This window comes from Rhizobium rosettiformans (assembly GCF_016806065.1).
Classification (GTDB): Bacteria; Pseudomonadota; Alphaproteobacteria; order Rhizobiales; family Rhizobiaceae; genus Allorhizobium.
Window position 1 is genome coordinate 4,026,886 of sequence record NZ_CP032405.1, and the last position, 26,681, is coordinate 4,053,566.

At 61.5% G+C, this 26,681-nt stretch carries 42 protein-coding genes; all 42 read right to left on the reverse strand.

The features are described 5' to 3' along the window. Complete coding sequence (locus D4A92_RS19710; protein WP_203016743.1) at positions 1–1,164, reverse strand: phage tail protein; 1,164 nt, start codon at positions 1,162–1,164, stop codon at positions 1–3. Further along, a complete protein-coding gene (locus tag D4A92_RS19715) occupies positions 1,161–2,033 on the reverse strand; it encodes a baseplate J/gp47 family protein (RefSeq protein ID WP_203016744.1) in 873 nt (290 codons plus the stop codon). The genes D4A92_RS19710 and D4A92_RS19715 overlap by 4 nt, the downstream gene beginning before the upstream one ends. Continuing rightward, entirely contained in the window at positions 2,033–2,431 is a 399-nt protein-coding gene (locus tag D4A92_RS19720; RefSeq protein ID WP_203016745.1) for a GPW/gp25 family protein, read from the reverse strand. Before D4A92_RS19720 ends, D4A92_RS19715 begins: the two co-directional genes overlap by 1 nt. 26 nt (positions 2,432–2,457) lie before the next feature. Then, positions 2,458–2,694 (reverse strand): hypothetical protein, encoded by a 237-nt coding sequence (locus tag D4A92_RS19725; protein ID WP_203016746.1) that lies wholly within the window; start codon positions 2,692–2,694, stop codon positions 2,458–2,460. Between the two features lie 11 nt (positions 2,695–2,705). Next, positions 2,706–3,239: a phage baseplate assembly protein V gene (locus tag D4A92_RS19730; RefSeq protein ID WP_203016747.1), complete on the reverse strand. Its 534-nt coding sequence runs from the start codon at positions 3,237–3,239 to the stop codon at positions 2,706–2,708. Further along, the gene (locus tag D4A92_RS19735) at positions 3,232–3,861 is read right to left on the reverse strand and encodes a hypothetical protein (RefSeq protein WP_203016748.1); all 630 of its coding nucleotides are present in this window, start codon (positions 3,859–3,861) and stop codon (positions 3,232–3,234) included. Before D4A92_RS19735 ends, D4A92_RS19730 begins: the two co-directional genes overlap by 8 nt. Further along, the gene (locus D4A92_RS19740; RefSeq protein WP_203016749.1) at positions 3,858–4,334 is read right to left on the reverse strand and encodes a phage virion morphogenesis protein; all 477 of its coding nucleotides are present in this window, start codon (positions 4,332–4,334) and stop codon (positions 3,858–3,860) included. Before D4A92_RS19740 ends, D4A92_RS19735 begins: the two co-directional genes overlap by 4 nt. Beyond that, positions 4,331–4,795, reverse strand: coding sequence for a gp436 family protein (locus D4A92_RS19745; RefSeq protein WP_203016750.1), 465 nt, complete (start codon positions 4,793–4,795; stop codon positions 4,331–4,333). Before D4A92_RS19745 ends, D4A92_RS19740 begins: the two co-directional genes overlap by 4 nt. Positions 4,796–4,975: 180 nt before the next feature. Further along, positions 4,976–5,515: a hypothetical protein gene (locus D4A92_RS19750; protein ID WP_203016752.1), complete on the reverse strand. Its 540-nt coding sequence runs from the start codon at positions 5,513–5,515 to the stop codon at positions 4,976–4,978. Between the two features lie 131 nt (positions 5,516–5,646). Continuing rightward, positions 5,647–6,543, reverse strand: a complete 897-nt coding sequence (locus D4A92_RS19755; RefSeq protein WP_203016754.1) for a Mu-like prophage major head subunit gpT family protein — start codon at positions 6,541–6,543, stop codon at positions 5,647–5,649. Positions 6,544–6,564: 21 nt separating this feature from the next. After that, positions 6,565–6,969, reverse strand: coding sequence for a hypothetical protein (locus D4A92_RS19760; protein WP_203016756.1), 405 nt, complete (start codon positions 6,967–6,969; stop codon positions 6,565–6,567). 25 nt (positions 6,970–6,994) lie between these two features. Continuing rightward, positions 6,995–7,996: a phage protease gene (locus tag D4A92_RS19765; RefSeq protein ID WP_203016757.1), complete on the reverse strand. Its 1,002-nt coding sequence runs from the start codon at positions 7,994–7,996 to the stop codon at positions 6,995–6,997. A 232-nt stretch (positions 7,997–8,228) separates the two neighbouring features. Beyond that, the gene (locus tag D4A92_RS19770; RefSeq protein WP_203016758.1) at positions 8,229–9,416 is read right to left on the reverse strand and encodes a phage head morphogenesis protein; all 1,188 of its coding nucleotides are present in this window, start codon (positions 9,414–9,416) and stop codon (positions 8,229–8,231) included. 2 nt (positions 9,417–9,418) lie between these two features. Next, positions 9,419–11,083, reverse strand: coding sequence for a DUF935 domain-containing protein (locus D4A92_RS19775; protein ID WP_203016759.1), 1,665 nt, complete (start codon positions 11,081–11,083; stop codon positions 9,419–9,421). Next, entirely contained in the window at positions 11,077–12,495 is a 1,419-nt protein-coding gene (locus tag D4A92_RS19780; RefSeq protein WP_203016760.1) for a terminase large subunit domain-containing protein, read from the reverse strand. Before D4A92_RS19780 ends, D4A92_RS19775 begins: the two co-directional genes overlap by 7 nt. After that, the gene (locus tag D4A92_RS19785) at positions 12,495–13,049 is read right to left on the reverse strand and encodes a phage protein Gp27 family protein (RefSeq protein ID WP_203016761.1); all 555 of its coding nucleotides are present in this window, start codon (positions 13,047–13,049) and stop codon (positions 12,495–12,497) included. The genes D4A92_RS19780 and D4A92_RS19785 overlap by 1 nt, the downstream gene beginning before the upstream one ends. Positions 13,050–13,052: 3 nt before the next feature. Continuing rightward, on the reverse strand, positions 13,053–13,352 hold the full coding sequence (locus D4A92_RS19790) for a hypothetical protein (protein WP_203016762.1): 300 nt from the start codon (positions 13,350–13,352) through the stop codon (positions 13,053–13,055). Continuing rightward, entirely contained in the window at positions 13,349–13,702 is a 354-nt protein-coding gene (locus D4A92_RS19795) for a DUF2730 family protein (protein ID WP_203016763.1), read from the reverse strand. Before D4A92_RS19795 ends, D4A92_RS19790 begins: the two co-directional genes overlap by 4 nt. Then, positions 13,699–13,914 (reverse strand): TraR/DksA C4-type zinc finger protein, encoded by a 216-nt coding sequence (locus tag D4A92_RS19800; RefSeq protein WP_203016764.1) that lies wholly within the window; start codon positions 13,912–13,914, stop codon positions 13,699–13,701. Before D4A92_RS19800 ends, D4A92_RS19795 begins: the two co-directional genes overlap by 4 nt. After that, positions 13,904–14,437 carry a hypothetical protein gene (locus D4A92_RS19805; RefSeq protein WP_203016766.1) on the reverse strand — a complete coding sequence of 178 codons (534 nt, stop codon included), beginning with the start codon at positions 14,435–14,437 and terminating at the stop codon, positions 13,904–13,906. Before D4A92_RS19805 ends, D4A92_RS19800 begins: the two co-directional genes overlap by 11 nt. A 1-nt stretch (position 14,438) precedes the next feature. Next, complete coding sequence (locus D4A92_RS19810) at positions 14,439–15,410, reverse strand: glycoside hydrolase family protein (RefSeq protein WP_203016768.1); 972 nt, start codon at positions 15,408–15,410, stop codon at positions 14,439–14,441. Positions 15,411–15,505: 95 nt separating this feature from the next. Continuing rightward, entirely contained in the window at positions 15,506–15,901 is a 396-nt protein-coding gene (locus D4A92_RS19815; RefSeq protein WP_203016770.1) for a hypothetical protein, read from the reverse strand. Further along, positions 15,898–16,092 carry a hypothetical protein gene (locus D4A92_RS19820; RefSeq protein WP_203016772.1) on the reverse strand — a complete coding sequence of 65 codons (195 nt, stop codon included), beginning with the start codon at positions 16,090–16,092 and terminating at the stop codon, positions 15,898–15,900. Before D4A92_RS19820 ends, D4A92_RS19815 begins: the two co-directional genes overlap by 4 nt. Further along, positions 16,092–16,529 (reverse strand): ASCH domain-containing protein, encoded by a 438-nt coding sequence (locus D4A92_RS19825; protein WP_203016774.1) that lies wholly within the window; start codon positions 16,527–16,529, stop codon positions 16,092–16,094. Before D4A92_RS19825 ends, D4A92_RS19820 begins: the two co-directional genes overlap by 1 nt. Next, the gene (locus D4A92_RS19830; protein ID WP_203016776.1) at positions 16,529–17,167 is read right to left on the reverse strand and encodes a hypothetical protein; all 639 of its coding nucleotides are present in this window, start codon (positions 17,165–17,167) and stop codon (positions 16,529–16,531) included. The genes D4A92_RS19825 and D4A92_RS19830 overlap by 1 nt, the downstream gene beginning before the upstream one ends. Next, on the reverse strand, positions 17,164–17,529 hold the full coding sequence (locus tag D4A92_RS19835) for a hypothetical protein (protein WP_203016777.1): 366 nt from the start codon (positions 17,527–17,529) through the stop codon (positions 17,164–17,166). Before D4A92_RS19835 ends, D4A92_RS19830 begins: the two co-directional genes overlap by 4 nt. Next, complete coding sequence (locus D4A92_RS19840) at positions 17,519–18,373, reverse strand: hypothetical protein (protein ID WP_203016778.1); 855 nt, start codon at positions 18,371–18,373, stop codon at positions 17,519–17,521. Before D4A92_RS19840 ends, D4A92_RS19835 begins: the two co-directional genes overlap by 11 nt. Further along, positions 18,373–18,693, reverse strand: coding sequence for a helix-turn-helix domain-containing protein (locus D4A92_RS19845; protein ID WP_203016779.1), 321 nt, complete (start codon positions 18,691–18,693; stop codon positions 18,373–18,375). Before D4A92_RS19845 ends, D4A92_RS19840 begins: the two co-directional genes overlap by 1 nt. After that, positions 18,693–19,340, reverse strand: a complete 648-nt coding sequence (locus D4A92_RS19850) for a gp16 family protein (protein WP_203016780.1) — start codon at positions 19,338–19,340, stop codon at positions 18,693–18,695. The genes D4A92_RS19845 and D4A92_RS19850 overlap by 1 nt, the downstream gene beginning before the upstream one ends. Beyond that, complete coding sequence (locus D4A92_RS19855) at positions 19,337–19,531, reverse strand: hypothetical protein (RefSeq protein ID WP_203016781.1); 195 nt, start codon at positions 19,529–19,531, stop codon at positions 19,337–19,339. Before D4A92_RS19855 ends, D4A92_RS19850 begins: the two co-directional genes overlap by 4 nt. Further along, on the reverse strand, positions 19,528–19,824 hold the full coding sequence (locus tag D4A92_RS19860) for a hypothetical protein (RefSeq protein ID WP_203016782.1): 297 nt from the start codon (positions 19,822–19,824) through the stop codon (positions 19,528–19,530). The genes D4A92_RS19855 and D4A92_RS19860 overlap by 4 nt, the downstream gene beginning before the upstream one ends. A gap of 11 nt (positions 19,825–19,835) precedes the next feature. Further along, the gene (locus tag D4A92_RS19865; RefSeq protein WP_203016784.1) at positions 19,836–20,489 is read right to left on the reverse strand and encodes a DUF3164 family protein; all 654 of its coding nucleotides are present in this window, start codon (positions 20,487–20,489) and stop codon (positions 19,836–19,838) included. 2 nt (positions 20,490–20,491) lie between these two features. Further along, positions 20,492–20,785, reverse strand: a complete 294-nt coding sequence (locus D4A92_RS19870) for a hypothetical protein (RefSeq protein WP_203016785.1) — start codon at positions 20,783–20,785, stop codon at positions 20,492–20,494. Beyond that, entirely contained in the window at positions 20,782–21,102 is a 321-nt protein-coding gene (locus D4A92_RS19875; protein WP_203016786.1) for a hypothetical protein, read from the reverse strand. The genes D4A92_RS19870 and D4A92_RS19875 overlap by 4 nt, the downstream gene beginning before the upstream one ends. Positions 21,103–21,104: 2 nt before the next feature. Continuing rightward, a complete protein-coding gene (locus D4A92_RS19880) occupies positions 21,105–21,407 on the reverse strand; it encodes a hypothetical protein (protein WP_203016787.1) in 303 nt (100 codons plus the stop codon). Further along, the gene (locus D4A92_RS19885; RefSeq protein ID WP_203016788.1) at positions 21,407–22,552 is read right to left on the reverse strand and encodes an AAA family ATPase; all 1,146 of its coding nucleotides are present in this window, start codon (positions 22,550–22,552) and stop codon (positions 21,407–21,409) included. The genes D4A92_RS19880 and D4A92_RS19885 overlap by 1 nt, the downstream gene beginning before the upstream one ends. Continuing rightward, on the reverse strand, positions 22,518–24,566 hold the full coding sequence (locus tag D4A92_RS19890) for a transposase domain-containing protein (protein WP_203016789.1): 2,049 nt from the start codon (positions 24,564–24,566) through the stop codon (positions 22,518–22,520). Before D4A92_RS19890 ends, D4A92_RS19885 begins: the two co-directional genes overlap by 35 nt. Further along, positions 24,563–24,790 (reverse strand): hypothetical protein, encoded by a 228-nt coding sequence (locus D4A92_RS19895; protein ID WP_203016791.1) that lies wholly within the window; start codon positions 24,788–24,790, stop codon positions 24,563–24,565. Before D4A92_RS19895 ends, D4A92_RS19890 begins: the two co-directional genes overlap by 4 nt. Beyond that, entirely contained in the window at positions 24,790–25,254 is a 465-nt protein-coding gene (locus tag D4A92_RS19900) for a hypothetical protein (protein ID WP_203016792.1), read from the reverse strand. The genes D4A92_RS19895 and D4A92_RS19900 overlap by 1 nt, the downstream gene beginning before the upstream one ends. Further along, positions 25,251–26,075 (reverse strand): ParB N-terminal domain-containing protein, encoded by an 825-nt coding sequence (locus D4A92_RS19905; protein WP_203016793.1) that lies wholly within the window; start codon positions 26,073–26,075, stop codon positions 25,251–25,253. Before D4A92_RS19905 ends, D4A92_RS19900 begins: the two co-directional genes overlap by 4 nt. After that, positions 26,075–26,449 carry a hypothetical protein gene (locus D4A92_RS19910; protein WP_203016794.1) on the reverse strand — a complete coding sequence of 125 codons (375 nt, stop codon included), beginning with the start codon at positions 26,447–26,449 and terminating at the stop codon, positions 26,075–26,077. The genes D4A92_RS19905 and D4A92_RS19910 overlap by 1 nt, the downstream gene beginning before the upstream one ends. Beyond that, positions 26,446–26,679: a hypothetical protein gene (locus tag D4A92_RS19915; RefSeq protein ID WP_203016795.1), complete on the reverse strand. Its 234-nt coding sequence runs from the start codon at positions 26,677–26,679 to the stop codon at positions 26,446–26,448. The genes D4A92_RS19910 and D4A92_RS19915 overlap by 4 nt, the downstream gene beginning before the upstream one ends. Between the last annotated feature and the right edge of the window lie 2 nt (positions 26,680–26,681).

A 26,681-nucleotide genomic window follows, 5' to 3' on the forward strand; every position in this document is an offset into this window, starting at 1 on the left:
TCAGAACCTCACAAGGAATTTGAAGCGCTCACGGACCGTTCTCCGAAGCGGCAATGTTATTGTTCGGTAGGCAAAGGACGGAAAGTCAGCCGCTCCCATCCAGAACCGGCCGGACGGAAACGACGCCTGCTTGACTACCTCGTCTGGCCGGATGAGCGCCTTACCCGGCTTGACCCCGTGGGCCAGTACGACATCACTCACGATCTCGACCGCCGCAAGTTCGACACCGTCGAAGTCGTCGAAGTCGGTCATGAACTCAACATAGGCGACCTGACCATCTGGCGACTTGGAGTATTTCTCGCCGCCAAACACAAACAGGCCATCGAAGCTTGGCGAGACTGCATGGCTGGACTTGACCCGGCGATATCCGAGCACATTGCCGTTGCCATCCATCAGCTTCAGGTACAAAAGCCGCCCATTGAACCAGGAGGCCATGAGCTTCCTTCGCTGGGCATCGGGATTGTCTGACCAGGCAAAGGTTGCGGTCGACCAGGGATAAGTCATTTCCGACCAAGAGAGACCGCCATTCTCCGGCAGGTCGACCCAGTTGCCGATCGCATCTCCCTCGCCACGATCAAGTGTGTGCTCGAACTCATTGCTGCGGCCAAATGACCAGACAGCAGTGCCACCCGGCAGACGGATGCCGCTCTCGCAGTCAAGCAGGCTGCCATCAAGCCGGGTATGGTCACCCTCCGCAGCCGGGATGTCGTACTCGTGAACGCCACGCCGGAAGTCCTGCCGGAACGGCAGCGAGAGTTGCATGATCCCCTCGATCCGCCCCAGCAAGGGGCTATCGTCGGCCGGCAGATCGGGGAAGCGCAGCTGCGTCGAGTTCCACCAGGCGCGGCGGTGATCTGCCGCTTCCGTGGTCGCTGTCAGGCCAAGGAACGCAAGTCCGCGCTCAACGGCTTCATAGGTGCCGCGCTTGCCCATCCAGTCCCGGCCACGTCCGTCGAGCAGATCATAGACATTGGCGACGAAGGGCGTGAGCATGCCAAGCCCGTCCTCAAAGACCAGGAAAGGCAGAACGCCTGGAGCAGGCGACACCCGCTTACCTGTGCGAACGGCAGGCACCGCAGCTCGAAGCATTGCCCAGCGCTGCTCGCGCGACTGTTCGACCACACGTTCATAGATGTCGGCGCTGTCTGGCTGGAAGGAAATCAATAGGCCCTCCCTCGCAATGCAAGGGTGATGCTCCCAATCGAAATTGCTTCGGTTGGAGCGGCAACGACATCGACAGTCGAATCCAGCTCAACTTTCTGGACGCCAGAGATCATCAGTTTCGACAAACGCCAGGCATACGTCAGGTCACGTCCAAGCTTGCGCTCGGCCTCCCATGCGGACTTCAGGTTCTGCTCGGCGCGGGCAACTGTTGCCTCCTCTGCATCCGGCAACAACCAGATGTCGCCTCTCACGTCGACGACCTTGCGCACAGCCGGCTGCACGATGATCGTGTCGCCGACCAGCTGCGCGCCGGCTTGCGTCAATGCAGCCTGGACGATTGCCAAGAGATTGGCACTGGGCACGCCGTCAGGCTCGGTCGAGAAAATAGCCACATAGATGAGCGGGCTTCGCTCTATGCGGTAAGGCTCCGCCCAGGCAACACGTGGATCCGCTTGCATGGCTATTGCCTGGTAGCGTTCCTTTGGCCCACCGGTGGAGCGCCCCATGACTGCCAGCAGCACACGGTCCAACAGGCGGCTGTCCTCTTCGCCGGGCATGCGGGCCACGTCATAAAAGGCTGCCAGATGGTCAAGGTTACCGCCCCTTGCGAAGTAAAGGAGCGTTGCCCGGAAAACATCGTTGATCTCGGCTCGCAGCAGGACTTCGCGATAGCTCTCGGCCTCGTTGTCGATCGCGAACGGATCGCTTTGAAGCATTTCGACTGTGTATTCCGGCAGGTCCGGATAGGTAACGCGCTTCTCGTTCCAAAGCGTCACGAAGAGCTGCTTCTGGCGCTCGACGATCGCCTGGTGATCCAGCTCCTGGATCACGGTCGGCTTTGGCAAGATTGACAGGTCAATAGTGGCCATCAGACACCCAGCGCGGTTGGTGTGGTGGATCGAAGGCCGAGATCGACAGCCACGTCATAGTTTCCAAAACGACCTTCGGGAAAGTAGATGCCACCGTCGCGGATCCCGAGTGTGCCGGTATCTCTCAGTGTCACGAGCTGGAGCTGTGTGATCAGATATTCAGGCTCCCAGCGCGCGGCAGAAGCCACCATCTCATTGTAGATGAGGAGCGCGATGGCAGGCGTCAGGTCCTCGGAAAGCAGCGAGCGCAGATCAGCACCGAAGGCGAGCAGCATAACGCGGCTGTCGAGGCGTGTGCGCCAGATCTTTGAGAGGGATTGGGCAAGATGTGCCGGCCCGGTCAGGATCTGGCCTGTCCGTGCATCGATGCCTGTCCTGTACCGGATCTCGCCTGCCATGGTTTCAAAGGCCCTTCAAAATGTCTTTACGCATCGTTCGAGGCCGGCGGCTCGACGGCTTCTGGTCGGATGTGAAGCGCGAGCAGCTCGGCGCGCGCCTGGTCATCGGTGAGCGTGATGGTGTCGCCGGCCTTCACGCGCTTGCCCGCGACTCGAGGTGGAGCCGTCTCTGTGACGACATACGTCTTGGCGCCAGTTTCCACGGGTGCGCCGACGGCTGCTGTTTCGGCTGGACTGCTCTTTGCTCTGCTGGCCTTGGCCATAGGTCTCTCCTTCAGACGGGTTCGCCGGGAATGCCCGGAGGTGCGGATATGTGGCCGTGGGTGTCGCCCACGTTCTTTTCGTTGTGGCGGAAGCTGCCGTCGCGCGCCTGGAAGTCGCCCTTGATCTCGACCGGGCCTTCAAAGAGGAAGCCGTCAGGTGCGACCAGGTGGAACTTGCCGGACTGGCGCTTCATCACGGTCTCGTCGCTGGCAGCCGAAGGCGACGGGTTGTCCTGGTCGAAGGCCGCCGGGATCGCAATCGAGCCGGCGCCGACCGTGCCTGACGTCGAAAGCATCAGCATCTGCTCGCCCTCGGCCGGCTCGCTATGGATCGAGAGCGCGCCGACGCCGGCCTCCTGCCAGCGGATCCACGGGCCAAGCACGTCTTCACCCTTTGAGTTCTTGCCGAGCTTCAGCCGCAGCCGGCGCTTGTCGCCATCGACGCGGCCGACCTTGCCGGTGATCACCAACATGGACATGCGGCGCTCGGCCGCTTCAAGCCGCGCCATCTGCCGGCGGAACTCCAGGGCGACGGGATCACGCATCATCCGCCTCCTCGACAGCCGGGATCCAGGGGCCGAGCTCGTTGATCATCCGGCCTTCTTCGTAGTCGATCAGGCCAGTCTCTTCGTTGTAGCGGCCCACATGCTCGGGGAAGACGCTTGCGCCCTGGTCAGCCATGATCTGGGTCCAGGTGACAGTGTAGTAAGCCACGCCCTGTGACTGATCCTTGATCGTGAACAGCGGCTTCAGTTCTGCCGGAGGCGTAGTCTCGGGTGGCAGCACGCCGGTGCGGCCCCAGAGAGAGGTCTGAAGGTCAGCCAGGATCTCCAGCACCCGACCGCCGATCGCGAGACCGACAGCCTCCTTCTCGATGCGGCGATTGCCGACCACCTTGGCTTCGGCAACAACATAGGCGACCCATTCGATCGCCAGCCAGAAATGACCCTCGGCCTGCTGGCCGGTCTTGATCTTCGAGAAGCCGATCCCGAGACCAGGCGCTTTGACCACTGTCTTGTTCACCAGCTCGGAGATATCGACCTTGCCCGGATGAGCGACGACGGTCACGCCCGGGTTGAGCGTGGCAAGCGTCGAGACGATCGCAGCCTGGAGCGGCCCGAGTGCATCGGTGGCAAGAAGCTGATCGAGGGGCTTCGGCGCAATCATTGCATCACTCCGAAGTGGTCAGTGACAACGTCGATGATCTCCTTGATGTTGTCATCGGACAGGCCAACGAAAGGACGCGGCGGGATCGTGACCTCCTTGGCGAAAATTGTGTTTCCGCCGAGCGCAAAGACCAGCGCCTTGCCGTTCTTCGGCACGATCGTCATGCCGTCCTGGTGAACATGGGCATATTCCCAGGTGGCGCCCCATTCAGCCTGGTCGGCCGACGCCGTCCAGACCAGCGACGACAGCAGGTGCTGCCCGGTTTCCATGAGGATCGAGGTGCCCTTCGTGTTGGGCTTCCACGGCGTACCATCGGGCGCGGTCTTTTCCTCTTCGATGCGCCGACGTGTCTGGCTTTCGCCCAGCGCGCCGATCGCCGTCATCAGCTCGGTCGGTTCAAACTCGAAGATGGGACGAAGGCGAAGGAAAGCTTCGTCCAGGTCGGTGACATCGATGATGATCGAGGTGCTCATATGCTGCCCAACCGACCACGAGTAAACACGCGCTCCGGCGCCTGCAGTACGACTTCATTCTGACCGATCTCGCCGACATCGCCACCGCCGTCGCCACCGGCTGGCGGCATGGTCGTGGTCAGCGCACCCTTGCCGGCCGCGATCTGTTCCAGCCGCTTGATGGTCTGGTCGTAGCGTTCCTTGATGTTCTCGCTCGACCGCGAGAAATCGAGCGCGATCCGGTAGAAGGCGACGTCGATGCAATAGAGCCGCAGCAGCGAAAGCGAGTCGGCATCGAGGCTAGCAAGCTCAGCCGGCGAATAGCGGCCGGCAAGTATGCCGCGGATCTCGATCGAGGCGTCGAGGAGCCCCTTCTCGATGCGCAGATCATCGCGCAAGCCGGTCTGTTCGTCAGCAGCCACCAGCGTGAGCTGATCGCGGAACCGGGCTTCGATGTCTGCGATGGTGGCGTAGGGCTGCATGGTGTCCTCTTGAATTTTGGTTGCCGGTCTCTCCCGACTGTCACGTCCATTGTCAGACGTTGCAGGCACCGTGCGCGCGGGCCTCGCCTACTCGCATCTCCCGTCATCAGATCCGCCGTTTCAGTTCTTCAGCGGGTGGCCTGACCGTTGTCGCCGGATGCTTTCGCTCGGTATTCCTGATCAGTCCTCGTCTGCCGGGCGCTCTTCGAAGCGTCCGTCGATCTTCAGCAACGGATCGCCGCGCAACAGTTCCAAGACCACAGCCGGATCATCGCCCAGATCCTCCGCGCGGAGTTCCACCGGGACCGGACCGAAGCTGAAGCCGGCGCGACGGCGCGGGCCACCAGGTGCGGAGACGATCAGCACCTGTTCGGCAACCATCATCTCGAATTCCTGCGGCTCCTCTGGATCTGCCAGCAGGGCTCCGGTCGAGGGATCGACCAGCTTGCCCTTGATTTCTTCCGGCAGCGCGTCCGCAGCGTGGGCAGCCTTGATGTCTGCGATGACAGTGTTCAGCCGTTCATCACGATCGACTTCGGAAAGCGCGTTCCAGGCATCGACGGCGAGACCAGACAGCGTGTGAGCCACGCCCACGACCGAGCCCAGCTGGAGCGCCTGGCCCTCGGCAATCTCAATGAGCGCCGGCAGCGTGTTCGAGCCGTTCAAGGTTTCTTCTTCGGTCGACTTGGCGACCTTCTTTGCCTGGGGACGCTTCGACATGAGGTTCTCCTGATCTTTGCACTTCGGGTTCTCGGGAAAGGGGCAACCCCTGCCGCTTTCCGGAAAACCCGGTGGCCCGCAAACTACTCGGGCCACCGGATCGCTCGCCGCACCCCCCAAGGGTCCGTGGATTAGCCGAGACGCGGCGCGTGCATGATCTGCACGAGGTTCTGGTTGGTGTTGGTGGTGCCGTTGATCTCCTTGGAGAGCAGGACATCACGCGCCTTGAAGTGATTGGTGTTGCCGACGATCAGATGAGTTGGCGCGATGTTGAGCTTGCGCCCCTCGTCGTCAGTGAACTCCGTCATGGCGACGTAAGCCGCGCGCAGGTTCGCTTCGTTCAGCTCGGCCTTGGAGCCGAAAGCCATCTGCCAGAAACCAAAACCGGCCGCGACGCGCGCATCAACGCCGTAGATGTATTCGTCACGCATGAACACATGGTCGGACGTTGCACCGTCTTCCTTGGTCGTGAAGGCGTAGTCACGGCGCTTCTGGAAGACGAAGGGTTTCAGCGGACGGGAGAGGTCCGCGAGGATCCACATCTCGCCGGAGCCGGCCTGCATGTTCGAAACGGAAACCTGGGCGCCTTCCTTGCCGACCGGGTGATCGGTGTCGAAGAAGTTCTGTCCATCGTAGCAGAGCGACGTGAAACCCGAGTTGATCAGGTCGAAGACAATTTCATCCGGATGCTGTGCCGCCGACTGCCCCATCATCTCGAAGCGTGGTGTGTAGAGGCCGAGGCGGTCATCCTCGATGTCGTCACGAGCAACGGTCACCGTGCCCTCGAACTTGCGATTGACGATGCTGTAGCTGTGCGTCTTCATCGTCTGGAACTGGCGATCGCCAATCCACTCGCGCATCTTCGGGAAGTCTCCGAGCCAGCCGTAAACCTCCTCACGCGTATTCGAGTTGATGATCGTCGCGACCGAGGCATACATGCTGGGCGTGCTGCTGAACGCCCCCTGGAAGGCAGTCTTGAAGCCGCGCTGTGCGGCGGCGAGGATGGCGGCTGTAATCACGCGGGCCATGGTCAGTCCTTTCTGGAGAGCTTAGGAACCGACGCGAACGAAGACACGCCCGCTGTCGAGTTCGATGATTTTGCCCGCGATCGAGCGGGTGTTGCCGCCGGAAGTCTTGGCCACCGTCTGGTCATCAACGATGAAACAATCCTTGCCGATATCAGCCTCGGTCACGGCATCCGCGCCGTGATTGGCAAAGTCGAAGGTACCGCGCTCGACAGGAACCTTCGTCGCACCGTCAGCGCCGGAGTTGACCACGGTCTCCTGTGCGATGCCGAGAGCGATCAGGCCGACAGCCGTGCGGCCGGGAACGGCGAGACCTGTGTCCATCACGACAAGGGCGCCCTGGTGGATGGTGGTTGCGCCCTTGACGGGCGGGTTGGACTGGCGGCCCTCGGTGCGGATCACGCGGCGGGCCTGGCTCAATGCGGTCATGTCACTCTCCAGATCTTGGGGCTTTTCAGGCAGCCGTCAGGCCGTTGTGTTTGCGATAGTCCTCCTCGGAGAGACCCATCATCCGCATGACCTCGCGGTCCTCGGCCGTCAGTGTGGCGGTCTTTTCGCCGGGCCGCTTGTCGTCGAGACCGGAGGCACTGAGCGTCGCGGTCAGGGTGGCAAACAGCGCCGTGACCTGGACGAGGCCTTCAGGGGTCGCGCAGAGGGCGGCGTACTGATCACGCTGCGCCGGCACGATCCTCTTTTCCTTCAGCGCGCCGTCGAGCAGCGCATCGACCTTGGCCTGGTGGTCGGCCGCGTTGCGGGCGTCGAGATCAGCCGACAGCGTCTTCACCTGGTCGAGTGCGGCCTGGTGAACCGCAGGATCGATGCGGGCCTTCAGATTGGTGACGGCAGAAAGGCACGAGGCCTCGGACGCGTCCTCGGAAAGGCCGAGGGCTGCAGCAATGGCTTTCAGCATGGTGGGTTCCTTGAGAGTTGAAAGGTCAGCCGATGCGACGGCCGCCATCGAAGCAGCCGGCGCAGCGACGAGCGCGGCCGAATGCAGCCAGTAGGCCTTGCCGTTCTCGTCGTGTTTAAGGGTGGGAGAAATGTAGCGGTGGGTCCGCGCCGCGAGCACGGCCAGACCATCGGCCAGCCACTCGACCTTGCCGTAGAGGCCATCGGCGCGGGCTTCGAGCTTCGAGATCCAGCCGACAGCCGGGGCCGCCTCTCCGAACATGGCCTTCTTCACCGTCGCATGATCGATATCGACAGGCAGATCGACGCCGTCCTGGACGAAGCGCGCGGCCAGCAGCTCGGGGTCCACATCGAAGACGCGGCCATCGCGGGCGGTGAACTTTCCGCGCGGGGTGAGCTTGATCCATTCCGGGCCAACCTGCTTGGCAGCGGCGGTCGGATCGGCAAGATAGGCATCGAGGACGGTCAGGCCGGTCATGGCCTCGGCAATGCCGGGGACAGCAGGAGCGAGCGTCGATAGGGTGAGTGTCGGCGATTTCGTGAACATGGCGGCAAACTGCCACCGTTCTTTGCCGCCTTGAGGCTGACATCTGTCAGCCTGTCATGAGGAGGCCCGCTGAAGGGGCGATCACCTCACATGCGCGCATCTAACCCTGACCGGGGGATAGGATCAAGCCCCGATCCGTTTTCGAAGCCTCTTCAAAGCCCGTGGGCGCGTTTTCAGGGTCAGCTGCGGCCCACCGCCCGTCCGAGGGGCGTCAAGCGCGTCTGTGGCCTTCCTATTTGTCGCCCTGTTCAAGCCGTTCGATGCGCATCAGGCCGCCCTGGGCAAGCCGAAGAATGCTCCGCCAGATCACCGATCCCAGGCGGGCGATGATCTCGATCTCCGGACGTTCGTCTGTCGGGTAGCTTTTCACCGCTGTCGAGGAAAGCACATCGGGCAGAACAGAGAGATCGTCGATGTCGAGACCGGCGCCGAGCAACGTCCCGATCGCCTCCCCCGTGATCGAGATGACTGGCGATGAAGCACCAAGCTCAGCCGCGACGCCGGTATTGTGACCGGCCGGCAAGGCGAATGCCTGGGGAAGTCGCGGCGCAATCCTCAGGTATGGATCCGACCAGAGATCCTTGAGCACACGGTTTGCATCCTCGGGCGCAGCCGCTGCAAGTTTGGTGTCCAGGTTCTGCACGAGCGTCGAAGCGCGCGCCAGACCGGGGTTTGTCTGCCAGCCAGGATCAATCCCCGGCGGCACGATCGAGATCTCACCGGTGCGCCGGTTGCGGTACTGAAGGTCAGGTCCGAGATCTGGCACCTGATCGGTGTAGCGGATCTTGATGTCATTGCCGTCCGAATCCTGACCGATGACGCGCTCGGTACCGAGGATGCGATCGCGCTCGCGGGCGGAGATCATTCGCACCTGGCATTTGCACTGCCAGCCGTTCGGCGGCCAGTGGGTTGTCCAGAACGGGTCGTCGATCGGTAGAATGAGGCCGACCCATTGCAGATGCTCGACGCGCGGGTCACCAGACGTGGTCCGGACGTAGAGCACATAGGGGAGCACTCGCTTCGAGCGCTGCGCCCGCTCCCACTGGCCGGCAGCGCGCGCCGAGTTCATGTTCGCCCAGAATGTTGTCTTCAGCCGGCGATCGCTCGCGAAGTTCACCATCCGGTCGGGCTGGACACCGGTCGGATCGGTGACCATGCGCGGTCCCCACCAGCCGAGCCTGGTCAGCTCTTTCTCGATCTGCGGCTTCCAGCGCTCAAAGCCTTGACCCTCTGAGATCGCGGTCGAGATCGTCGATCGGAAGGCGTTCAGCACGTCGAGCTCGACGGCCTTGGCAACCGTGAACTTGTAGGCATGCTCCTCCGCCCAGACATCGGCCCAGGAGAAGGCCGGCGTAGAGACCTTGCCGTCGAAGTAGCCGGTGACCTCGGCAGGAACTGCGAACTTCTTGCGCTCTGCCATCGTCAGTCCACGATATCGCCGACGCCGCGCGCGATCGCGGTGAGCCGGCCGAGCCGATCGGCGAGCTTCGAAGCGTCCGGGAAGCGCGTTTGAAGCATGCTTGTCGCCTCTTCAAAGCTTCCCGCCTTCTCGATGATCTCGGCGATCGGTGCGATGATCGGGCTGGCCATTGCCTCCCAATCGTCCATGGCAGACGCGAACAGTGCCTCTACCTGGTCAAGCGCCTCCGGCTCTCCGGCCTCCGCTGCGAGCAGTGAGGTGCAGGCACCGCAGCGGCAGGCGCGCTTGTGGTCAGAGACAATGGCCGACAGCGCCGCGACCTTCGCCTTTACATCCTCGGCCGGTTTTTCCTTCTCCTGCTTAGCCTCCGGTGCGGGTTTTTGCTCTGGCGCCGTCTTGTCGGCTTCGGGTGCCGCTGCCTTCGGTGCCGGTGCGACCAGGAGTTCGTCGTCATCAGCTGGATCAGAAAGACCGAGCTTCTCGCGGATCTCGGTCTGCTTCACCCGTAAACCGAGCGGCACCAACGTGCCGAGGCTGTCGGCCAGCGCCTTTACGTCTTCGGGATCTGGTACCGGCAGCTCGACGAGCGGATACTTGTCCTGGACGCCGAAGTTCATATCGACGAAGGGCTTGATCAGGTCGCGGTTGATCGTGGCCGCGACCTGCTTGCAGTCGGCCCGGAGGATATCGAGGCGGACCTCGTTGTGGATCTTGGCCTGGCCAAGCGAAGAACCATCGTCGCTGGTCATGGTCTGGCCGACGATCAGCTTGGAGATTTGCTTGTCGACATAGTCGAGCAGGCCGGAGAAGACGGCAGCGCCATTCGTGCCGTTCACTTCGTGGAACTCGATGTCCATGCCCTGGGGAATGATGGCGGCGGCATCATTGGCGATCGAGGCGACGGCCTTCAGCAGCGTCCGCTTGTCGGCGGGGCTTGCGCTGGCATTGTATTTGCCGACCCGGAGAGGCATGCCGTAGACCTCGGAGAAGGCAGCCCAATCCTGCAGGGTGAACTGCTGGATGAGGTAGGCCCAGGCGGCAGGCCGCGCCATGCCTCGGCGCAAGGGCAGACCGAGCTTCGTGCGCGGCATATGTCGGATAAACTTCGCCTCGGGCAGCTGCTCGCCTTCGAACGAGCCGTCGACGGCCAGGCGCAGACTGCGCAGCGTCATGCGATCGAGTTGGAAGAAGCGCGGATCCCGATCTATGTACTGGACAGGTCGAAGCGCCTTGCGCTCGTATTCCCACATCATCTCGACGACGGCGTAGCCCTTCGAGATACCGTCGGGCAGATGACCGCGCGCCTCATTGAAGCCGTCGTCGTGGATCAGCTCCGTCACTGCATCGACGATCTTGGAGGAGACGCCGTCCGACTCGATCGTGAAGTCGACACTCTCGATCGCCAGACGCCGGGTCTGAAGCTGGGAGGCGTAGTGGAGATAGCGCTCCTCCATCTCCTCGGCGAGGGTGAGATAGGAACGAGCATTGCCCTCGGCCGCATCGCGCAGGATGGTGCCGAGCCGCTCCGGGGTTAGCCCGGCCGCGACCCGCTCTTCATGGGTGCGGCGAACGCCCGCGATCGTCGGTGTCGCGACTTCCTGGGACAGAGTGCGAATGACGATCGGATTGCCGTCCGGCCCGAGGATGGATGATTTGCGCTCTACCAATGCCGTCTCCCGAATTCTGTGTCGTCATCGTCGTCGTCTGTCGCTCGGCTGGCGCGGGGCTGGTCCTTGACGGACTGATATGCATATTCGCCATGAGAACCCTTAGCGGCCTCCAAGGCTAGGGCCAGAGCCCAGAAACGGTCCGCGTGACCGTCTGGTGTTCGTTCCGCCGTGAACCGTACATTACCGGCGGCGGTAACCTGCTTGGTGACCGATCGCAGATCTGCCCGGATCTCACGATCATAGGGAATGCGAAGGGTGCGTTCCTCCATGTAAGACCGGACAGGGTAGGCAAGCGCCTCTTTCACCTTCGTGGTGAAGGTCACGGCCTCCACGGCATAGCTGCCGAACTTCGCCTGGGCGTCGTCCGCCCAGCCAATCCCCAGGCCGGTCGCATCGATGCAGCTGCGCACGCACTTCTCAAGCCAGGGCCACAGGATCTTCTCCTGGTTCGGCTTGCTCATGTTCTTCATAGTTTCGATGTGCCGCGTGTAGACGACGTCACCCAGAACCTCGACAACCCAGAGCACCGTCAGGTCATGCTTGCGGCCAATATCGACGCCGGCAAACAGATTGCGGCCTTCGATCGTCTGCCAGTCCATTCGTTCAGGGTATTCACTGGCAGCGATCAGGTCGTATTCCAGGAACGCCGCGTCGTCGTCTGCCGGCTGGCACATGTATTCCTGGAGAAAGCTCTCCTCGTCGGCAGCACCGGATTTGACCCAGTCGAAGTATTGCGCCTCGGTCATCTCCTGGCGTTCATCATCGTCTGGCAGCGACTGTTGAAGCTTGTAGAGAAAGCCGTCGTTCAAGGCGTCTTCAAGGGTGACGCGGTGCAGGCTGATCCTCTTAGGGTTTCCCTTTTCTCGGGCCTCACGAACAAGGCCGTTGAAGAAATTGTGGCTGCCGCGATGGGTAGAGATGACCTCCATCGAGCCGCCCCAGGTGATACCAGGATAGGCGATCGTCCAGAGCTTGCGCGGATCGGGATGTAGTGCGAACTCGTCGAGAACGCGGCCGCCACGCTTACCGGCTTGAGCGTCCGGATTGGAAGACATGGAATTGATCCGCTTGCCGTTGGCAAAACGCAGCGTGTAAGCCGTGTGCTTGCCCTCTTCGTCCAGGGCGACTTCGCCCATGTCGCGAGCGGCGAGATCAAGATTTCCGGACCACAGCTTGCAGTCTTCGAGGAAGAGCCGCGCCTGAATATCATCACGGGAAGACACCCATTGATCATGGCGGGCCGAAATCAGCGAAGTCCGCGAAACCGTGGCATAAGCCGTCGACCAGGAGAGGCCGATCTGTCGCCCCTTCTCCATCAGCTTCAGCCGCGAATTGTCGGTGATCCATCTGCTTTGATAGGGCAGAAAGATCGCCTTCGGGTTCTCAGGGATGATTAGCGCGCGACCCATCAGACAATGCCCAGGCGACGGTTGATCTCGTCCATGGTTTCGTCGGAGACGCCGGCCTTGCGCACAACGTCGGTGACCTCGGTTACGGCCTTCTTCAGCTTCGCGTTGGCTCTGGCTTCGGCCTTCTCCTGCAGCTCGGCCGAGTGCCGCTGCGCCATCACCGTATCCTTGTAGGCGCGGGCAAGCTCCATCGCACCCTTGGTCCCGATACCGTCCTCATCGAGCAGCTCGTCGAGAAGCGTTTTCAGGAACTCGCCGAGAACCAGATCTGCATTGCCGATCTCTTCCGGGGTCAGCCGCTCGGCAATGCCGGCATAGATGTGACGGCGCTCTTCGAGTTGCATCGATCGCTTCGCCAGGCGCATGGCTTTGCGGTTGAACGCCGAGCGCGAGATGGTCTCGATGCCCTTCGCTTCCAGACGGTCGTTCAGTTCAAAGTGGATATCGGCTTGCGTGCGTTCGCGCTTGTTCAGCTCGGCGATTGCCCAGAGGACATCGTCGCGCGCTTCTTCAGGCAAAAGGTCGAGATTGGAGAGACGCCCACGGCCTGCCATCACTTACTCCGGCCGTGCGCTGGTCGGCATGACGCCGGGAATATTGATAAGGCCCGTCAAATGATGCTGGCCTCGCGCCTCAAGGCGAGCAATCTTGACAGTGTCACGCGACACAACGGATACGGCACCCATATCCTTGAGATATTGGTACTGAGCCTCAACCCATTCGCGCGGCTTGTCGATCAGAAAGCCCGTCAGCAGAAAGCCCTGCATCCGGGCCGACGACATGGCCTTGTTGTCCTCTTTGGCCAGCTCCTTCAGGATGGCCAGCCGCGCTTCCTCTTCCATCGAAATCCTCATCATGACTTGTTAGCCTGCTCCAGCATGAATTCCTGAAGGCGGATGCTGACCTGCGCGATCGGTCGCAGTCGCTCCTCAAGGGCGGCGAATTTCCCGTTCATCTCGGCTAGCTGCAGCTCCATCCGGTGCTGTGCTTCCCGGTCGGGGAGATGCTTCATCTCGCCTTCGATCGTCTGGATACGCCGGGCCTGGCCGACCAGCTCGTTCTGGCAATCTTCGACCTCTTCCCTGAGGGCTGCCACGTCCTTGGAGAGCTGTTTTTCACCGGATGAGAAGTAGCCCTTGGCATGTCCAAGAAGGGCAATGATTGCGAGCGCCAGCCCGAGGTATTGAGAGATTTCGGCTGGGGTCATCTTAAGTATGCTTCCTTCTCGGCAATCTGCTGGCATTCCAGGCAACGGGTGGCGGATGGGTAGACACGGCGGCGCGCGGCGGAGATGGTTGCGCCGCAGTCGCACTCTTCGCGGCCTTCGGCTTTCAGTGCGGCGCTGGCTGCCCTGATGCGCGCCTGGCGCTCCTGCTCGACACGCTCCTCGCCGATCTCACGGTCAAAATCACTGTACATGCGGACCCCGCCAGGTCTTGACCGCTTCGACCGCCTGGCGACCGATCTCCTTCACGGTATGGCCGCCCATGTAGAGGCTGATGAACCAGCCAGTGAGCGTCATGAGGGTGGCGCTGTCGATCGGGTCGAGCGCGATGCCGAAGGCCTTCAGCACCGGGAAAAGCAGGAAGGCGCAGACCCAGAGGAATGCGAGCAGATACATCCAGCCCCAGCGCCAGGCGCTCTGCCAGAACCCCTCCTGCAGCTCGGCCTGAAGCAGCTCGAACTGTCCCTTCAAACCCGCTTCATAGAGCGCGACCATTTCGGGCGCCTGCGCCTCGACCTGGCGCACGGCCTCCTCGATCTTGCTGACGGGTGCCGCCGATAGCTGATCGGGTGCGACACCAGCCCTCTCGGCGACGGCGTCGACGACGGCGCCGGCCAGATCGCCGCTCACGCCGCCAATCTTCTTTTCGATGATGCTTTTGATGAACGGAGCCCCGATCTTGGCGGCTATGCCGAGGATAACTGCGGATGCAGACATGTCAGAAGCTCCGGAGGAAAGCGGTGAGACGAGGAGCCTTGTCGCCGATGCGCGCCGCGATCACGTCGCGGTAGCGATAAGCCTGCCAGGCGAGATAGACGACGGAGACGGCTGCGATGCCGAGGCCGACGATGGTGGCCATCTGATCGGGGGCCACGGCCGTGGGATCGACCGGCGCCGGCCCGGTGACAGCTCCTGCCACCTGGTCACCGCCGACAACACCAGCGCCGCCGGCTGTTGCGAAGGAGCCTTGAGTGGCCTTCGAGCGGGCGTCGAGTTCGCGTTGAAGGGTGGCGAGCGTGGCCATGCCGACCTTGCCGTCGACGGTCAGGTCATGCGCCTTCTGGAACATCTCGACGGCCGTACGATCGATGGCACCGGTTGGCGCGCTGGCATTGTAGCCCAGCTTCACCAGCGCCTTCTTGGCCTCCTCGATCTCGGCCGTCGTCAGCGAGATCACGATTGCGGCGTAGGAGTCGGCTGCCGTCTGGATGCCGATCACCGATCGCTCGATTTCGACCGGGAAGCGGCCGCTGAGCAGAAGCGTCGCCTCTTCGCCGCGTCTACGTGTCAGGCCGGGCAGAACCTTGCCGTTCCCTTTGTTCCACATCAGCAAGCGGCGGCGGGTATCGACAGGATCATTGGCAAGGAAGGATTTGACCCAGGAGGCCGAGTGGATCTTGCCGGTGTTGTAATCAAAGCTCGTGCCCGCATCGAGCGCGTGCTGGCTACAGCTATTACCCAGCGCTTTCAGAACGCGCGGCAAATAGTTGCGCTTCAGGGCGAGATCGACCAGGCGATCATTCTCGGCCTCGGTGATGACCATGCCAGGCTTGACGGTAATCACGCCCGACGACGTGGTCAGGCCAGCGCCGATCGTCCAGATCCCGGCCGGACACCGATAGGCCTTCTTCACCACGCCCTCGTGAGCGTAGAGGAACTTGCGCCCTTTCGGGCTCACGGATCTTGTCATGATGGGCTCCAGAAGCGCGAACGGCCGGCTGGCCGTGATCTGGAGCGACTATGCAATCTGTGGGGGATTTGGAGGGCTGACAGCTGTCAGCCGGATCAGAAGAGACTGCCTTGGCCGTCGTCTTCCTTAGCTTTCATGCGCCAAATCGTGCGCTCATGCAAGCCTGCGATACGCGCCGCCTCGCGGGCGCTCTTGCCCTCGTCTAGCGCTTCCTGGGCGCGTCGGCGGGCGGCTGTCAGGATCGCGGCCGGCCCACGCGGAATGATCTCATTCTGGACACCACGGAGCTTTCCATCCGGATCGAGCGTCGCAAGACCCTGGCAGATCTTGTCGGCCGTCTCAAACCCGAGCAGCTCCGTCAGCCAATGGCCTTGGACTGCGCGAGGCGGAATCGAAACCCTCGTGCCGCCGTGGCTTCGCGCCACTTCATAGGCCGCGTCGATGCCAGCGATATCCGCGATGTCGGCAAGGATGCCTTGAAGAGTGCTCATCTCTTCCCCGCTATTCCGAGGCGAAGCTCGATCTCGATCTGTCGGGCGGTAAGCACGCGCAGCTGCTCTTCCCGGTGAATGCGCGTGCGAGCTTCCACACCGCCGCGTTGAAGCTTGCGCTGCAGCTCAAGGCGCTCGCGCCGGATCTTGTCCAGCTCCATGGCGTCGAAGAGCGGCAGCGCACGGGCCATCAGGGTCGGACCTCCCAACGGATGATCACGCCCTGGAAGATCGAGCCGGGGTTTTCGGCTGCCCAGAAGCGGCCCATGGTTTCGCGAGCGGTGGACCCGATCAGCTTGGCCGGTGCGATGCCATTCAGGCGGGCTGGATCGAAACCGTCGGACACGGCAAAGGCCTCGATCTCATCCCGGTGCAGCGGCGTCCCGTCGACCTCAATGTAAGCGATGCCTGCCTCTATCAGGTCCGACGACATGATCACGACCGGCAGGACAGCGATGCAGATCGGGTCCGGGATGATCTTCCGGCAATGGCGGGTGCGCAGGCCGGTGAAAAGCTGTACCGGCTCGCCGACATGGGCGTGGCGGCGACGATGGCCCCGGATGGTGTGGACCTTGGCTCCGTCCTCGATCTGCGAGGCAAAGTATGCCTTGAAGCCGTAGGCGACCATCACAACACCTCCCTCGATTGGGGCGATGGGTTCTTGGTCAGTTCAGCGTATCTGGCAAGGAACGCCTCGGCCGCTTGTTCTGGCGACCATGGCGAAATGTGAAAATCATAGGGCTCAATGTCGGTCAGAGACCATTTCTCACCCCGCCACAGCAGCAGGTCGCGCCGCTCAGTCGCCAGCATTCGAACGTCAGCCTGCTTGAGCGCCACGCGGTCGGTCATGGTGATCCCGAACCTCTTGAGGATTGCCGCTTCGCACCGCTTCTCGATCGCCTTGAAGGATGGGTTCAAGGACTTGAGCGGCGCAGTCATGTCGCCGCAGACCGCTTCGCCCACCTCGTGCATCAGTGCCTGGAGTTGAAGCTCCGGCGGCACCATCAGGCTCATCAGGACGCAATGCTGCGCCACAGAATAGAACACGCGCCGCTGCAGTAGCCGACTGAAGCACTGGCCCGCGCACCGACCTTCGAAGGCCAGTCCATAGGCGATGTCCTCGATGGTGATCTCGCTGCTCTCCGGATCTTCGAAATCGAAGTATGTGCCAGAGCCGAGCAGTATTGTGGGGCCGATAGCCTTGCGGATCACGCTCGCGCGCATCGTCTCAATGGCTGCCTCTTCGTGTGTGACAGTTTTCGTCATGCTCTTCCGGCCTCCTTGGCGCGAAGGTGCGATTTCATCTTCACGTATTCGATGAAGGACAGGCTGCTGTCGTAGTTCAGCCAGTCCTGATAGTTTTGCTGGCTGCGGGTGAGCTTTGGCGGAGATGGGCTGTGTTCAGCGACTGCGGCCTTGCCGGCGTCGGTCACCCGAAACACCTCATCGCCGCCGCTCAAGGCGTTGCCAGTCCGGACGGTCATTAGGCCAACCCTGACGAGGGCCATGCAGTCCGCGTGGTCTTTGCTGCCTTCACCGGTCACGAAATGGTTCCGGTAGAACGTGCCGCGTCCGTACTCGTCGAGGCCAAGCGAGTGCTGCAGGATGTGGAGCTGCTTAGCGTCCATCGGTCGCGCCCTCCATGGTGGAGAGGGCGGCTTTGATGCTCGGCATATCCTCACCGAGGCTTTCGAACGAATAGCCCGTGCCGAGATTTGAGAAGTGAGCGGCCATGTGCTCGATGTGGTCGATCGCCAGTTTCAGTGCTCGGCGAAGCTGCCCGTGTTGGCTTTTGATAAGGTCGACGCTCTCCCAGGCGGCGTAAGGATCTTCCGGCTCGCCGATGTCGCTGGCGATCTTGATCATCTCGCAAGCCAGCGCCGTAACCTGCTCTTGCGTCGTGTGGCCTTTGCCTTCGCAGATGCCGCAAAGTAGGGAGGGATAGCCAATGGGGCAGTCTTCGTCCTGCTCGATCAACGTGCAGGGGCAAGGCACCAAATTCGATACGGGCGCGGGGGCGTTGTCGCCCCACTCCTGATCGCGGCCGGTCTTCTCAGCGTCGTGAAGTAGGTTGAGCGTTTCGAAGCGATCAACGATGCGCCGGATCATGGAAGTCGCATCAGGCGTATGGCGTTCGTCATCAACGCCGCCACCCACCAGCATTGAGACGCGGTATTCGCCGTCGCCCCCGGTTAGCTGGTCGATCTCCTGCACGGCCTTTTCGTAGCCGTCGCGCTCTGCGATCTCGCACATTTCATCGCATTCCGCCTGGGTGTAAGTCACCGCCACATGTGATAAGGGCGTGAGGGCCGAAGCCGCGGCAAGAGCATCGCTGATTGCTCTTCGTAATTCTTCTTCAGCCTTCTGAGCTGTGCCGTCTTCGTCGTCATGGTCTCGTTGATCTCGTCCCTGCTCGTAAGCAGCATGCCAAAACAAATCCAAGGCTGTCTCAATCTGTTCGCTCAACTTCATCACGCCACCGCCTTTCCAGCCACAAGACGCTCCAGGCGGTAGCCGTGGCCCTTCTGGACACGGATGGTCCAGCCTGCTTTCTCAAGTTTCTTGCGGGCGTGGCAGATGTGTGTGCGGATTCCTTCAGCGGCGCTGAGAGGCCCGCCATTCGGGCAGTGGCCCCACACCTTCTCGATGAGAACATCGATCGACGTCAGACGATGGTTCGCCTCAACCAACGCCTCGACGATCAGCACCTCGTTGCGGGTGAGATTGGCAACGTCGATCTTGGAGAAATCGCCCATGGGCTGGCCGCAGTGGGTGCAACGAAGCTTCGCCATCACGCACCGCCTTTCGCCGCACGCACTTGGCTGCCGAGAGCGTTCATCACCCGCTGCCAGTCGCTGTCCACGAGGTGGCTCAGCACCTGAGCATCAGCCCGGCCTGAAAGCCGGATGGCTTCCTGGTCGAAGCCCTGGCGGGTGATGAGGCCCGCACCTGGATAAAGAATGCGCCACTGCGCCCAGGCGATCTTTGCACCGTCGCGCTGCAGCCAATCGTATCCGTTGGTATTGCCGAAACCGACGCCGGCCTCCCGCTTCAGCCAGCCCTTCAGCGCCTCGATCGCGGCCCGGCCGTCGTCTGCGTAGTGCAGGAACCGAGTGTGATCGAGGCCAGTCTGCCGCTTGACGAAAGCGAGCAGAGCCGCGTCCCGACGGTCCTTGACGACTCCGAGATTGTAGCCGGCGATCCAGAGAGCTTGGAGCTTCTTGGCATATTTGCCTGACAGCCCCTTGGCCTTCTCTTTCCCTTCAGCCGGCTTGAAGCCGTCGTTCCGGAGAACGGTCAGGACGCGCTGCCGCTCCTGCTCGGTCATGTCCTTCACCGACGACTTGCCGGTGATGTTGGTGAGTTTGGCCCGGTAGGTATCTTCGTCCAGGCCGAGTTGCTTCTTGGCAACGTGGATGGCGGCGATCGAGGAGGTCATTTCAGCCTCCTGTCGATCTGGCTCGCCAGCGTATCGAGATTGATCTCGAGAAGGATGATGGTGCAGCTGCCGGCCTTCGCGACCAAGCGGGCATAGGTCTCGCCTTCATGGACCGCCAGTTGATGGCCATCGTCTTTAAAATACTCGATTGCGGCGGCGAGGATATGCTCCCTGCGGGTGAGTTCGGTCATGCCGCACCTGCCACTGCGTTGGCTGCAACAAGCCAGCCGCTCATGAGCTGCTCATAGGCAGTACGACCAACGACGGCGACGCCAGCGATCTCCAGCCGGTGGTTGCCGATATCGCCCGTATACTTGCCGCCGCCCGATTGCTCGATCGCATCGAGCATCAACTGGCGTGACGCTTTGCGACGGCGGGCAAAGCTTTCCTCCCAGGCACTCACGCCCCGATCATCGACGTAGGGCGGCAGCGCCTGCAGGCCGCCTTCGATGAGCTTCGCGGTATCCATTACAGTGCTGTTCATCGGAGCCTCCTTCAGGCGTTAGCGAGGTCGATGGTGATCGGCATCCATCTGTCCTCGACTTTTTCGCGATAGTGAAAACGGACGTATTCCTTGGAGCCAGTGACCCGCATGGAGGCGCGGATCGCGTCCATGGCTCGGTTCCAGCGATCGTCAGGGATGTCGAGGCGGAGCAGCATGAACAGCTCGCTCTTGTTGATCTTGCCTTCTTGGTCGGTGTTGAAGGCGCGGGTGACGATCGCCTGGATTTCTGGGCGGCTGTCAGCGGACCATTCGTTCAGGCACTCGTCGATGAGGGTCTTGGCGATCTGAAGCTGCGGTCCAAACGTGATCTGATCAGCCACCTGAAGGGTGACCCGCATCAGCCCGTCAAAGCTGTGGTAGGTCTTGTTGCCCTTACGCCCGCCTTTGAACACGCCGTACTCCTGCGCCAGGAGCGCGTCGAAGCTGTTCATGTCGCCGATCGTATGGTCCCTGAACCGCGCGATCTGAGCGCTCAGCTCCTTGGCATAGCCGATGATCTTGCGAACGGTTTCGTCTTCCAGCTTGTCCTGGGCAGACACGTTCGCAAGCGGGACCAGACGTCCCTTCGCATCGGTCATGAACTCGCGACCGTTCATGACGATCACGCCGGTCTCTGGCTTTTCTTCAACGATGACGGCTTCCATGATCAGGACACCTTGTGCTTGAGGTAGGACGTGCGCAGCCGCAGAAGGGCTTCATGCAGGCGCTGGCGGGCTTCCTTCTCGCCAGCGGTACCGCTGGCGAGCTGTTGTTGATCGAAAGCAGCTACGACCTGTTCGACGCGCTGCATGACGAAGAAGGTGCGGCTCTTCTTGGTGCCGCTCTTCGGGTTGGTGCTGGCGCCGACCAGGGTGCTGGAGACACCGGCTCCGACTTGATCGACGATGCGATCAAGCGGGATGCGGATCTCAGCGAGGACGAGGATGTGATCGTCACTCATGCCGCGTCACCTCCATCCGGGCCGTGCTCGATGACACGGATCCGTGTCGGCAGGCGGTAGACATTGCCGCCGATCTGAGTGTCGACACGATCGGTGGCGAGACGGGGGCGCAGTTCAGACGGCGTAAATGAAAGTTTGCGCAACTCCATCTGGATCACCAGCTCCTGCTCATATTCGCGAGCAAGCTCCTCGATTGTCCGCAAGTTCCTGATGAGTGTGTCCACGGCCTTTGGTGCGAGGATCATCCCGGTTTCGCGGTGTGGCCGGAACGCCTGGATGACGTTGCGGATAAGGTCTGAGGCGAAGGGGCTCGTCATAATCACTTGCCTCCCTTCCCGAACTCGGGACGGATGATCTTGCCGTCAGGATCAATCACCAGTGCTTCGAACTGTTCTGTTGCCAACTTCTCGACAGCAGCCCTGCCGTGGCGGGAGGCCTCGGCAAGCCTTAGAGCCCCCGCCTCCCGCTCAAGGTTTTCTGCCATCTTGCGAATGTTGATCAGCATGCTAACAAGCATGTCGAAAGAAGCGCCTGGGAGCGTCACTTCCTCGCTCCCGATGTGCGGACGAAGCTGGCGGACGATCCGATCCAGCTCCTTGCTGGGCTTTGGGAGTGGACGCATCAAACATCCTCCACATCGCGATTGCGCCATGCAGCTTCGATGTGCTTTTTCTCAAGCTCTCCGGGAGGACGTTTCGCAGCAAGGCAAGCGATCTTGATTGTCCGGTCGATCTGGCGCAGTGCGCCGCCCTTCATGCCGAGCCCCGTCAGAAACCGCACACAAGAAGCATCGGTCACGCCCCAGGCTTCGATGAAGGTGCGAACATCCTCGGCCTTGCCTGGGTCGCGCTTCAGGTTTTTATCGATACGGCTGACAATCTGGTCGCGACTGGCCGCGTTCGGCCCCTCCTGATTGATGCGGCGACGGATATCGGCATTGCCGACAAGGGCAACACCCGTCTTGTAGCGATCGGAGAAATGGCGGAACTGGTTGACAGCGCGCCGGTCCGCATGCTGTGCCTCATCGACGATCAGAAGCGAGTTGCCAGAGCGCTTCAGCTTTTCACCGACGATCTCGACCACTTCGCCCTGATTGAACACCCGCACACCCATCTGGCGCGCAAGCATGTTGATTGCTCCAGTAACAGTGCTTGCCTTCTCGTGCAGCGTCACCATGTGGACGGTCGGCTTGTCGCGCGCAAACTCCTCGCATGCCACCGTCTTGCCTCGGCCTGCATCGAGAGTAACAGTCACGAAACCCGGCAAGGTCTGTGCCAATGTCAGAGTGCGGTGGATTTCAGCGGCCGCATAGGTCATCAGGAAACCCGGCGACTGAGGCAGAACAGAAACAATCCCTGCACTGTCTTCCAACCCGTCGAGCCACCGCATAACCGGCGTGTTGGTGTTTTCGAGGATGCCCTCCAGGGTACCCGAAATCCATTGGGAGAAGGTGCTCTCCTTGATCCCCATGCGCCGCCCGGTTTCGCTCTTCGTCCAGCCGGACTTGGCGGCAATATCCACCACGCGAGAACGCAGATCGCGCCAGACCGCGACCTCTTCAGGGGAGTGCTTGGCGAGGAACCTCTGGGAAGGCTCCGGTTCGTGCCACCTGCTATTGGGGCTTGCGCCCATCATGTCATTCATTACAGTGGTCCCTTGTGTATGGCCCTCGGGCCTGTTTGTTGGCCGGGGCATCACCCCGGCCGCTTTTTTTTGATGGGAACCGTACGCACTATTTTTCGGTTCTGCGGTTGCGGCCGGACGCAATACCTCCCGGCCTATTCCCAGTCGGGAATGGAATGATCGAGCCGTCGCCCGAAAGACTGGAGAGCGCGTCGGCAAGACCCGCCTCGAATTCATCATCGCTGAAGACATCGCTCTGGGCCTTCACAGCCAGATTGCCGGTAAAGGCCCGCGTCACGGCAGAGCGGACTGGCTTCTTCTGCTTGGGCTCTGCTGGCTCCCCGGCGCTGTAGACATCGGCCAACTGGTCCGCTGACAGGACACGATGCAGATCGGCCCGTGCCTTCTGCAGCTTCAGGAAGGCCTTGCGATTGCGGTTGTGGATATTGGCGGCTTCGACATCGTTGAACCGGCCCTTCTGCGTGCACGCGGCCTCGCAGATCAGCTTTCCGTTCGGCGCATAGACCTTCACCGGCTCATGCAGTTTGTCCGGATCGAAGCGGATCTTGACCTTCTTGCCACACCATGCGGTGAGGTCAGCTGACCAGTAGATGTTGTTGAGGTAGTGGACCTCGCCGCGGTTCTTCCGCACCTGGACAATCTTTTCGGCCAGAAGCCAGAAATCGCGCTGGGCCGCTGTCGCCCGCGTCACGATCGTTGCGGGATGCGCCATGCTCTCTTCAAACGTCTGGTCAAAACTGCGGCCCTTGGCGGTGTCCGACTTCCGGCCCGTGCGCGCATTGTGCTCGGCAATCCGCTCGGCCACATGCGCCTGCAGGACATCGAGTGGAATAGCGCGCTTGCGATAGTTCTCGGGCTTGGCGTCTGGCTTGTTGCCCGTATAGGCGCCAGACATCGCGGGGTGCTTTGATATCTCCTCGGCCAGGTCTTTCCAGGCCCGCTCGATCGGCTTCGACTGGCCGGCATAAGGCCTTGTGAAGTGCGGATCGACGCCGAAATTCTTCAGGATACCGCCGACCTCTTCTTCGTCGATGCTGAAGCGGTTGACCTTCGCCTTGCGGAACCTGTTGCGGTGCTTCGCTCCGCCAGAAATCGCCTGGCTCGCGAAGGCGCGGCCATTGTCCATGTAGAAGTGTTTCGGGATGCCGAAATCTTCGATCATGTCGCCGATGCAGGCTCTGACCACGTCCCATGTCTCGGCCTCGGAAAGCCGCCATGACAGGATCTTGCCCGAGAAGATGTCCTGAATGCCGAGCAGGATCAGCCGCACCGGTTTCAGGGGCTTCCACGGCACTTTCACAAATAGGTCGATCTGGTGTCCGTCCGTATTCACCAGCTCCATCGCATGCAGGTGATCCTTGGTGCGAACCTGCGGCGGATAGAGCGCCTCGGCCTTCTTTGCGCCCTCGCGGGCATAGGCCTGCACAACCTTGTCGACTTCGCTGTCCATGCGACGGCGCAACGCCCGCTCTGATGGAAGCCGACCCCATCCATGCTTTTTCGCAGCAGCCTCGACACGTCGGTAGCAGGCCGAAAATCCCGGCTTTTCAGGCCTGAGAAAGTCGGATTTCAAGGCAGCCCAGGCATCGGGATGAATGTCTGCCTTGGGTCCGCGCACCTCGCCGGTGGCGAAGTATTTGGGAGCAAGAGCAGGCAGCCAGTCTTCCGAATCGACATCGTGCAAAGCTTTGCGCCAGTCGTAATAGGTGCTGAACGATACGCCGAAGGGTTCGAGCTCCCGCGCAAGCGTTTCTTCGACCGTCTCGACACGCCCGATGGCGCGATTGAGGGCAAAAGCCTCATCGACTGTGCGGATGACATGGAGACGCGCATGGCAAATCTGCCGCTGGTCATCCGTCATCGCATCCCAGTGTGTCCAGTAGAGAGCCTTGCGCCTCTCGCGGCTCTCTTCCCGCGCAGTGTCAACGGATGTGATAGCCGCGAGCTTCACCTGGGCACGATGCGGCAGAAGCGACATATGAAACTCCAGACCGCCGCCCCGGCGCTCTCGCTTGCGGCAAAGCGATCCACCGCGCCAGTTCTGGCGAATGGCCATATCGTGGATGCCGCGCTCTGTTTTCGGCATGTCTGGCAGCATCAGCTCCGCCAGCTCGGGCACTGTGAACCACTCCCTCATCCCCGGCGAACCTCCGCCCTTGACGCCATGAAGGCACGGATATCGGCCTCATGCTCGCGGCAGAACATCAGCGTGGCCCGGATGGCGAGCGCCCGCTCCATCAGCATCTCGGCCTCTGCCTGGCGCATCTTGCCGGTGCGAACCCGCTCGGGATAAACGCGCTCCCGCATGGCGATCTCTCGCTCGATTTCGGCAATCTGGCCGATAATGGAGATCTTCTTCATCAGCGCTTGCCCCGCGAGGAAATGCCGATCGGCCGTGAGGTCAAAGCTCGAAGCTCCGCAGCAAGTCGCCTCTGCTCCTGCTGGCGATAGGCGATTTCGGCAAGCAGTGCTTCCTCGCCGATCAGCATGGTCACACCCTGCATCCGCGCCGCTTCGTCCCATAGCCACACAGCGCCGGTTGCATGCACAAAGGCTGCAAATCGGGGGAGAGTGATGTCGTGGCCGGTCTTGCTTTCCGCCGTATAGGCATCGATCACCGACTTGCTGATCGAGCCGAGGCCGAGATATTGGGCCATGCGTGCTGCAATCGTCGGTCGGTCATAGGGGCATTCGCGGATCGCCCGCGCCATCGCGCGCTTCATTTGCGCCCGGTAGCGGTCGAGATCGAGCCGGCCATGCGCCTGGCGAACGGGGAACAGCGGCTCGTGAAAGAAGTCCAGCTGGCAGGGGTCGATCTTTGTCATGCCGCACTCTCCAGAAATGAGAGATCGCGGCTCTCGCCGATATGGTCGAGAATGCGTTGCAGGGTGGCGTCATCGGCCCCTTGAAGCAGCTTCACAACCTTGTCGAAGATCGCGTCCTGCGGATCGGCTTTCACCTTTTCCGGCTTCAGAATGTCCAGTGCCTTGTAGATGTCGGGCTCGACCTTCAGCGCGCCGACAATGCCCGCCTGCTCGGTTTCCGGCAGCGAAGCAAGTTTCAGCAGCAGGTTCTGGTCGTCCTCCGCAGGCGTGCCCCGCACCGCAGCGCGGAGAGCGGGTGTGAGTTTCAGGCCGATGCTGGTGGCGCGCTGATACGTTTTCGGACCAATTCCGAGTCGCTCCTGCACGCGCTCAGAAAGGTGTTTCCCGGGCGCAAAGATCAAAGGGTCACCGTGACCCTTTGATTTCCGATCGCCGCCACGTGCGATTTTCCCGTGCTTCTCCTCGAATATCTCGCGGAACTTGACGACGAAAATACCCCGGTCGAGCGCGGATAGCTCGTTGCGAAACAGGTTCTCCGAGATCTCGATAAGCTGCGCTTCCGCAACATCGGTTGAAACCACGAGAACATCGATCTCGTCCCAGCCGTTAAGCTCGGCGGCCCGCAGCCGATGTCCGCCGGCAACCAGTGTGTAGGGTGTTGCGCCGCCATTGGCAGCCGGTGTGGACCGCACCGTGATCGGATTGATCAGGCCGCGATCGACCATCGATCCGGCAATTGCAAGCGCATGATCTTCGTCAACCGGACGGGCGCGTTCGCCCACATGGATCTGGCTGATCAGAATGGTCTTGAGCGTAGCCATCAGGCAACCTCGCTGTAATCGATTGAAGATGTGCCGTGGATCAGGCCGTGAAGGAGCGTCTGCGCGCGCTCGGCCATGTCGAGATAGTGACCGGCAAAGCGGTCGTTGCGCATGCGCTGATCGATGGTTCTGAGCGCACGGTTGATGGCCTCGCGGGAGCGCTCTTCCATCGCCACCACGCGCCGTTTCGGCCAGGAGAATTCCCGGATGATGAGATGCATGACGATCTGCCGGGCAAGAGCGGCATCAAACCAGTCATGCGGCGGGTCGATGATGTCGCGTATGGTCAGATGCGGAAAACCTTCCTGCACCGCGACAAGGCAGACCTGCACCGTCGCCTCATAAATCGCTTCCTGGTCGCAGACGTCGATCACCGGATTTTCTCCTCAATAAGGAATGCGGTGAACGCCTGTCGGGCACCCGACAGAAGCTCCTCGAAGACGCCGGCCACGGCATCATAGGAGCGATCCTCGCCGATCCGCAGGTCAATCGAGATTGATCCTATGACGAGGGTCCGCCCTTCTGAAGTCGCGAGAACTTCTCCCTCGTACTTCTCCTGCAGCGCCACGCATTCGAGCGGTGGATGGCTATGCTTGGCCGTCATGG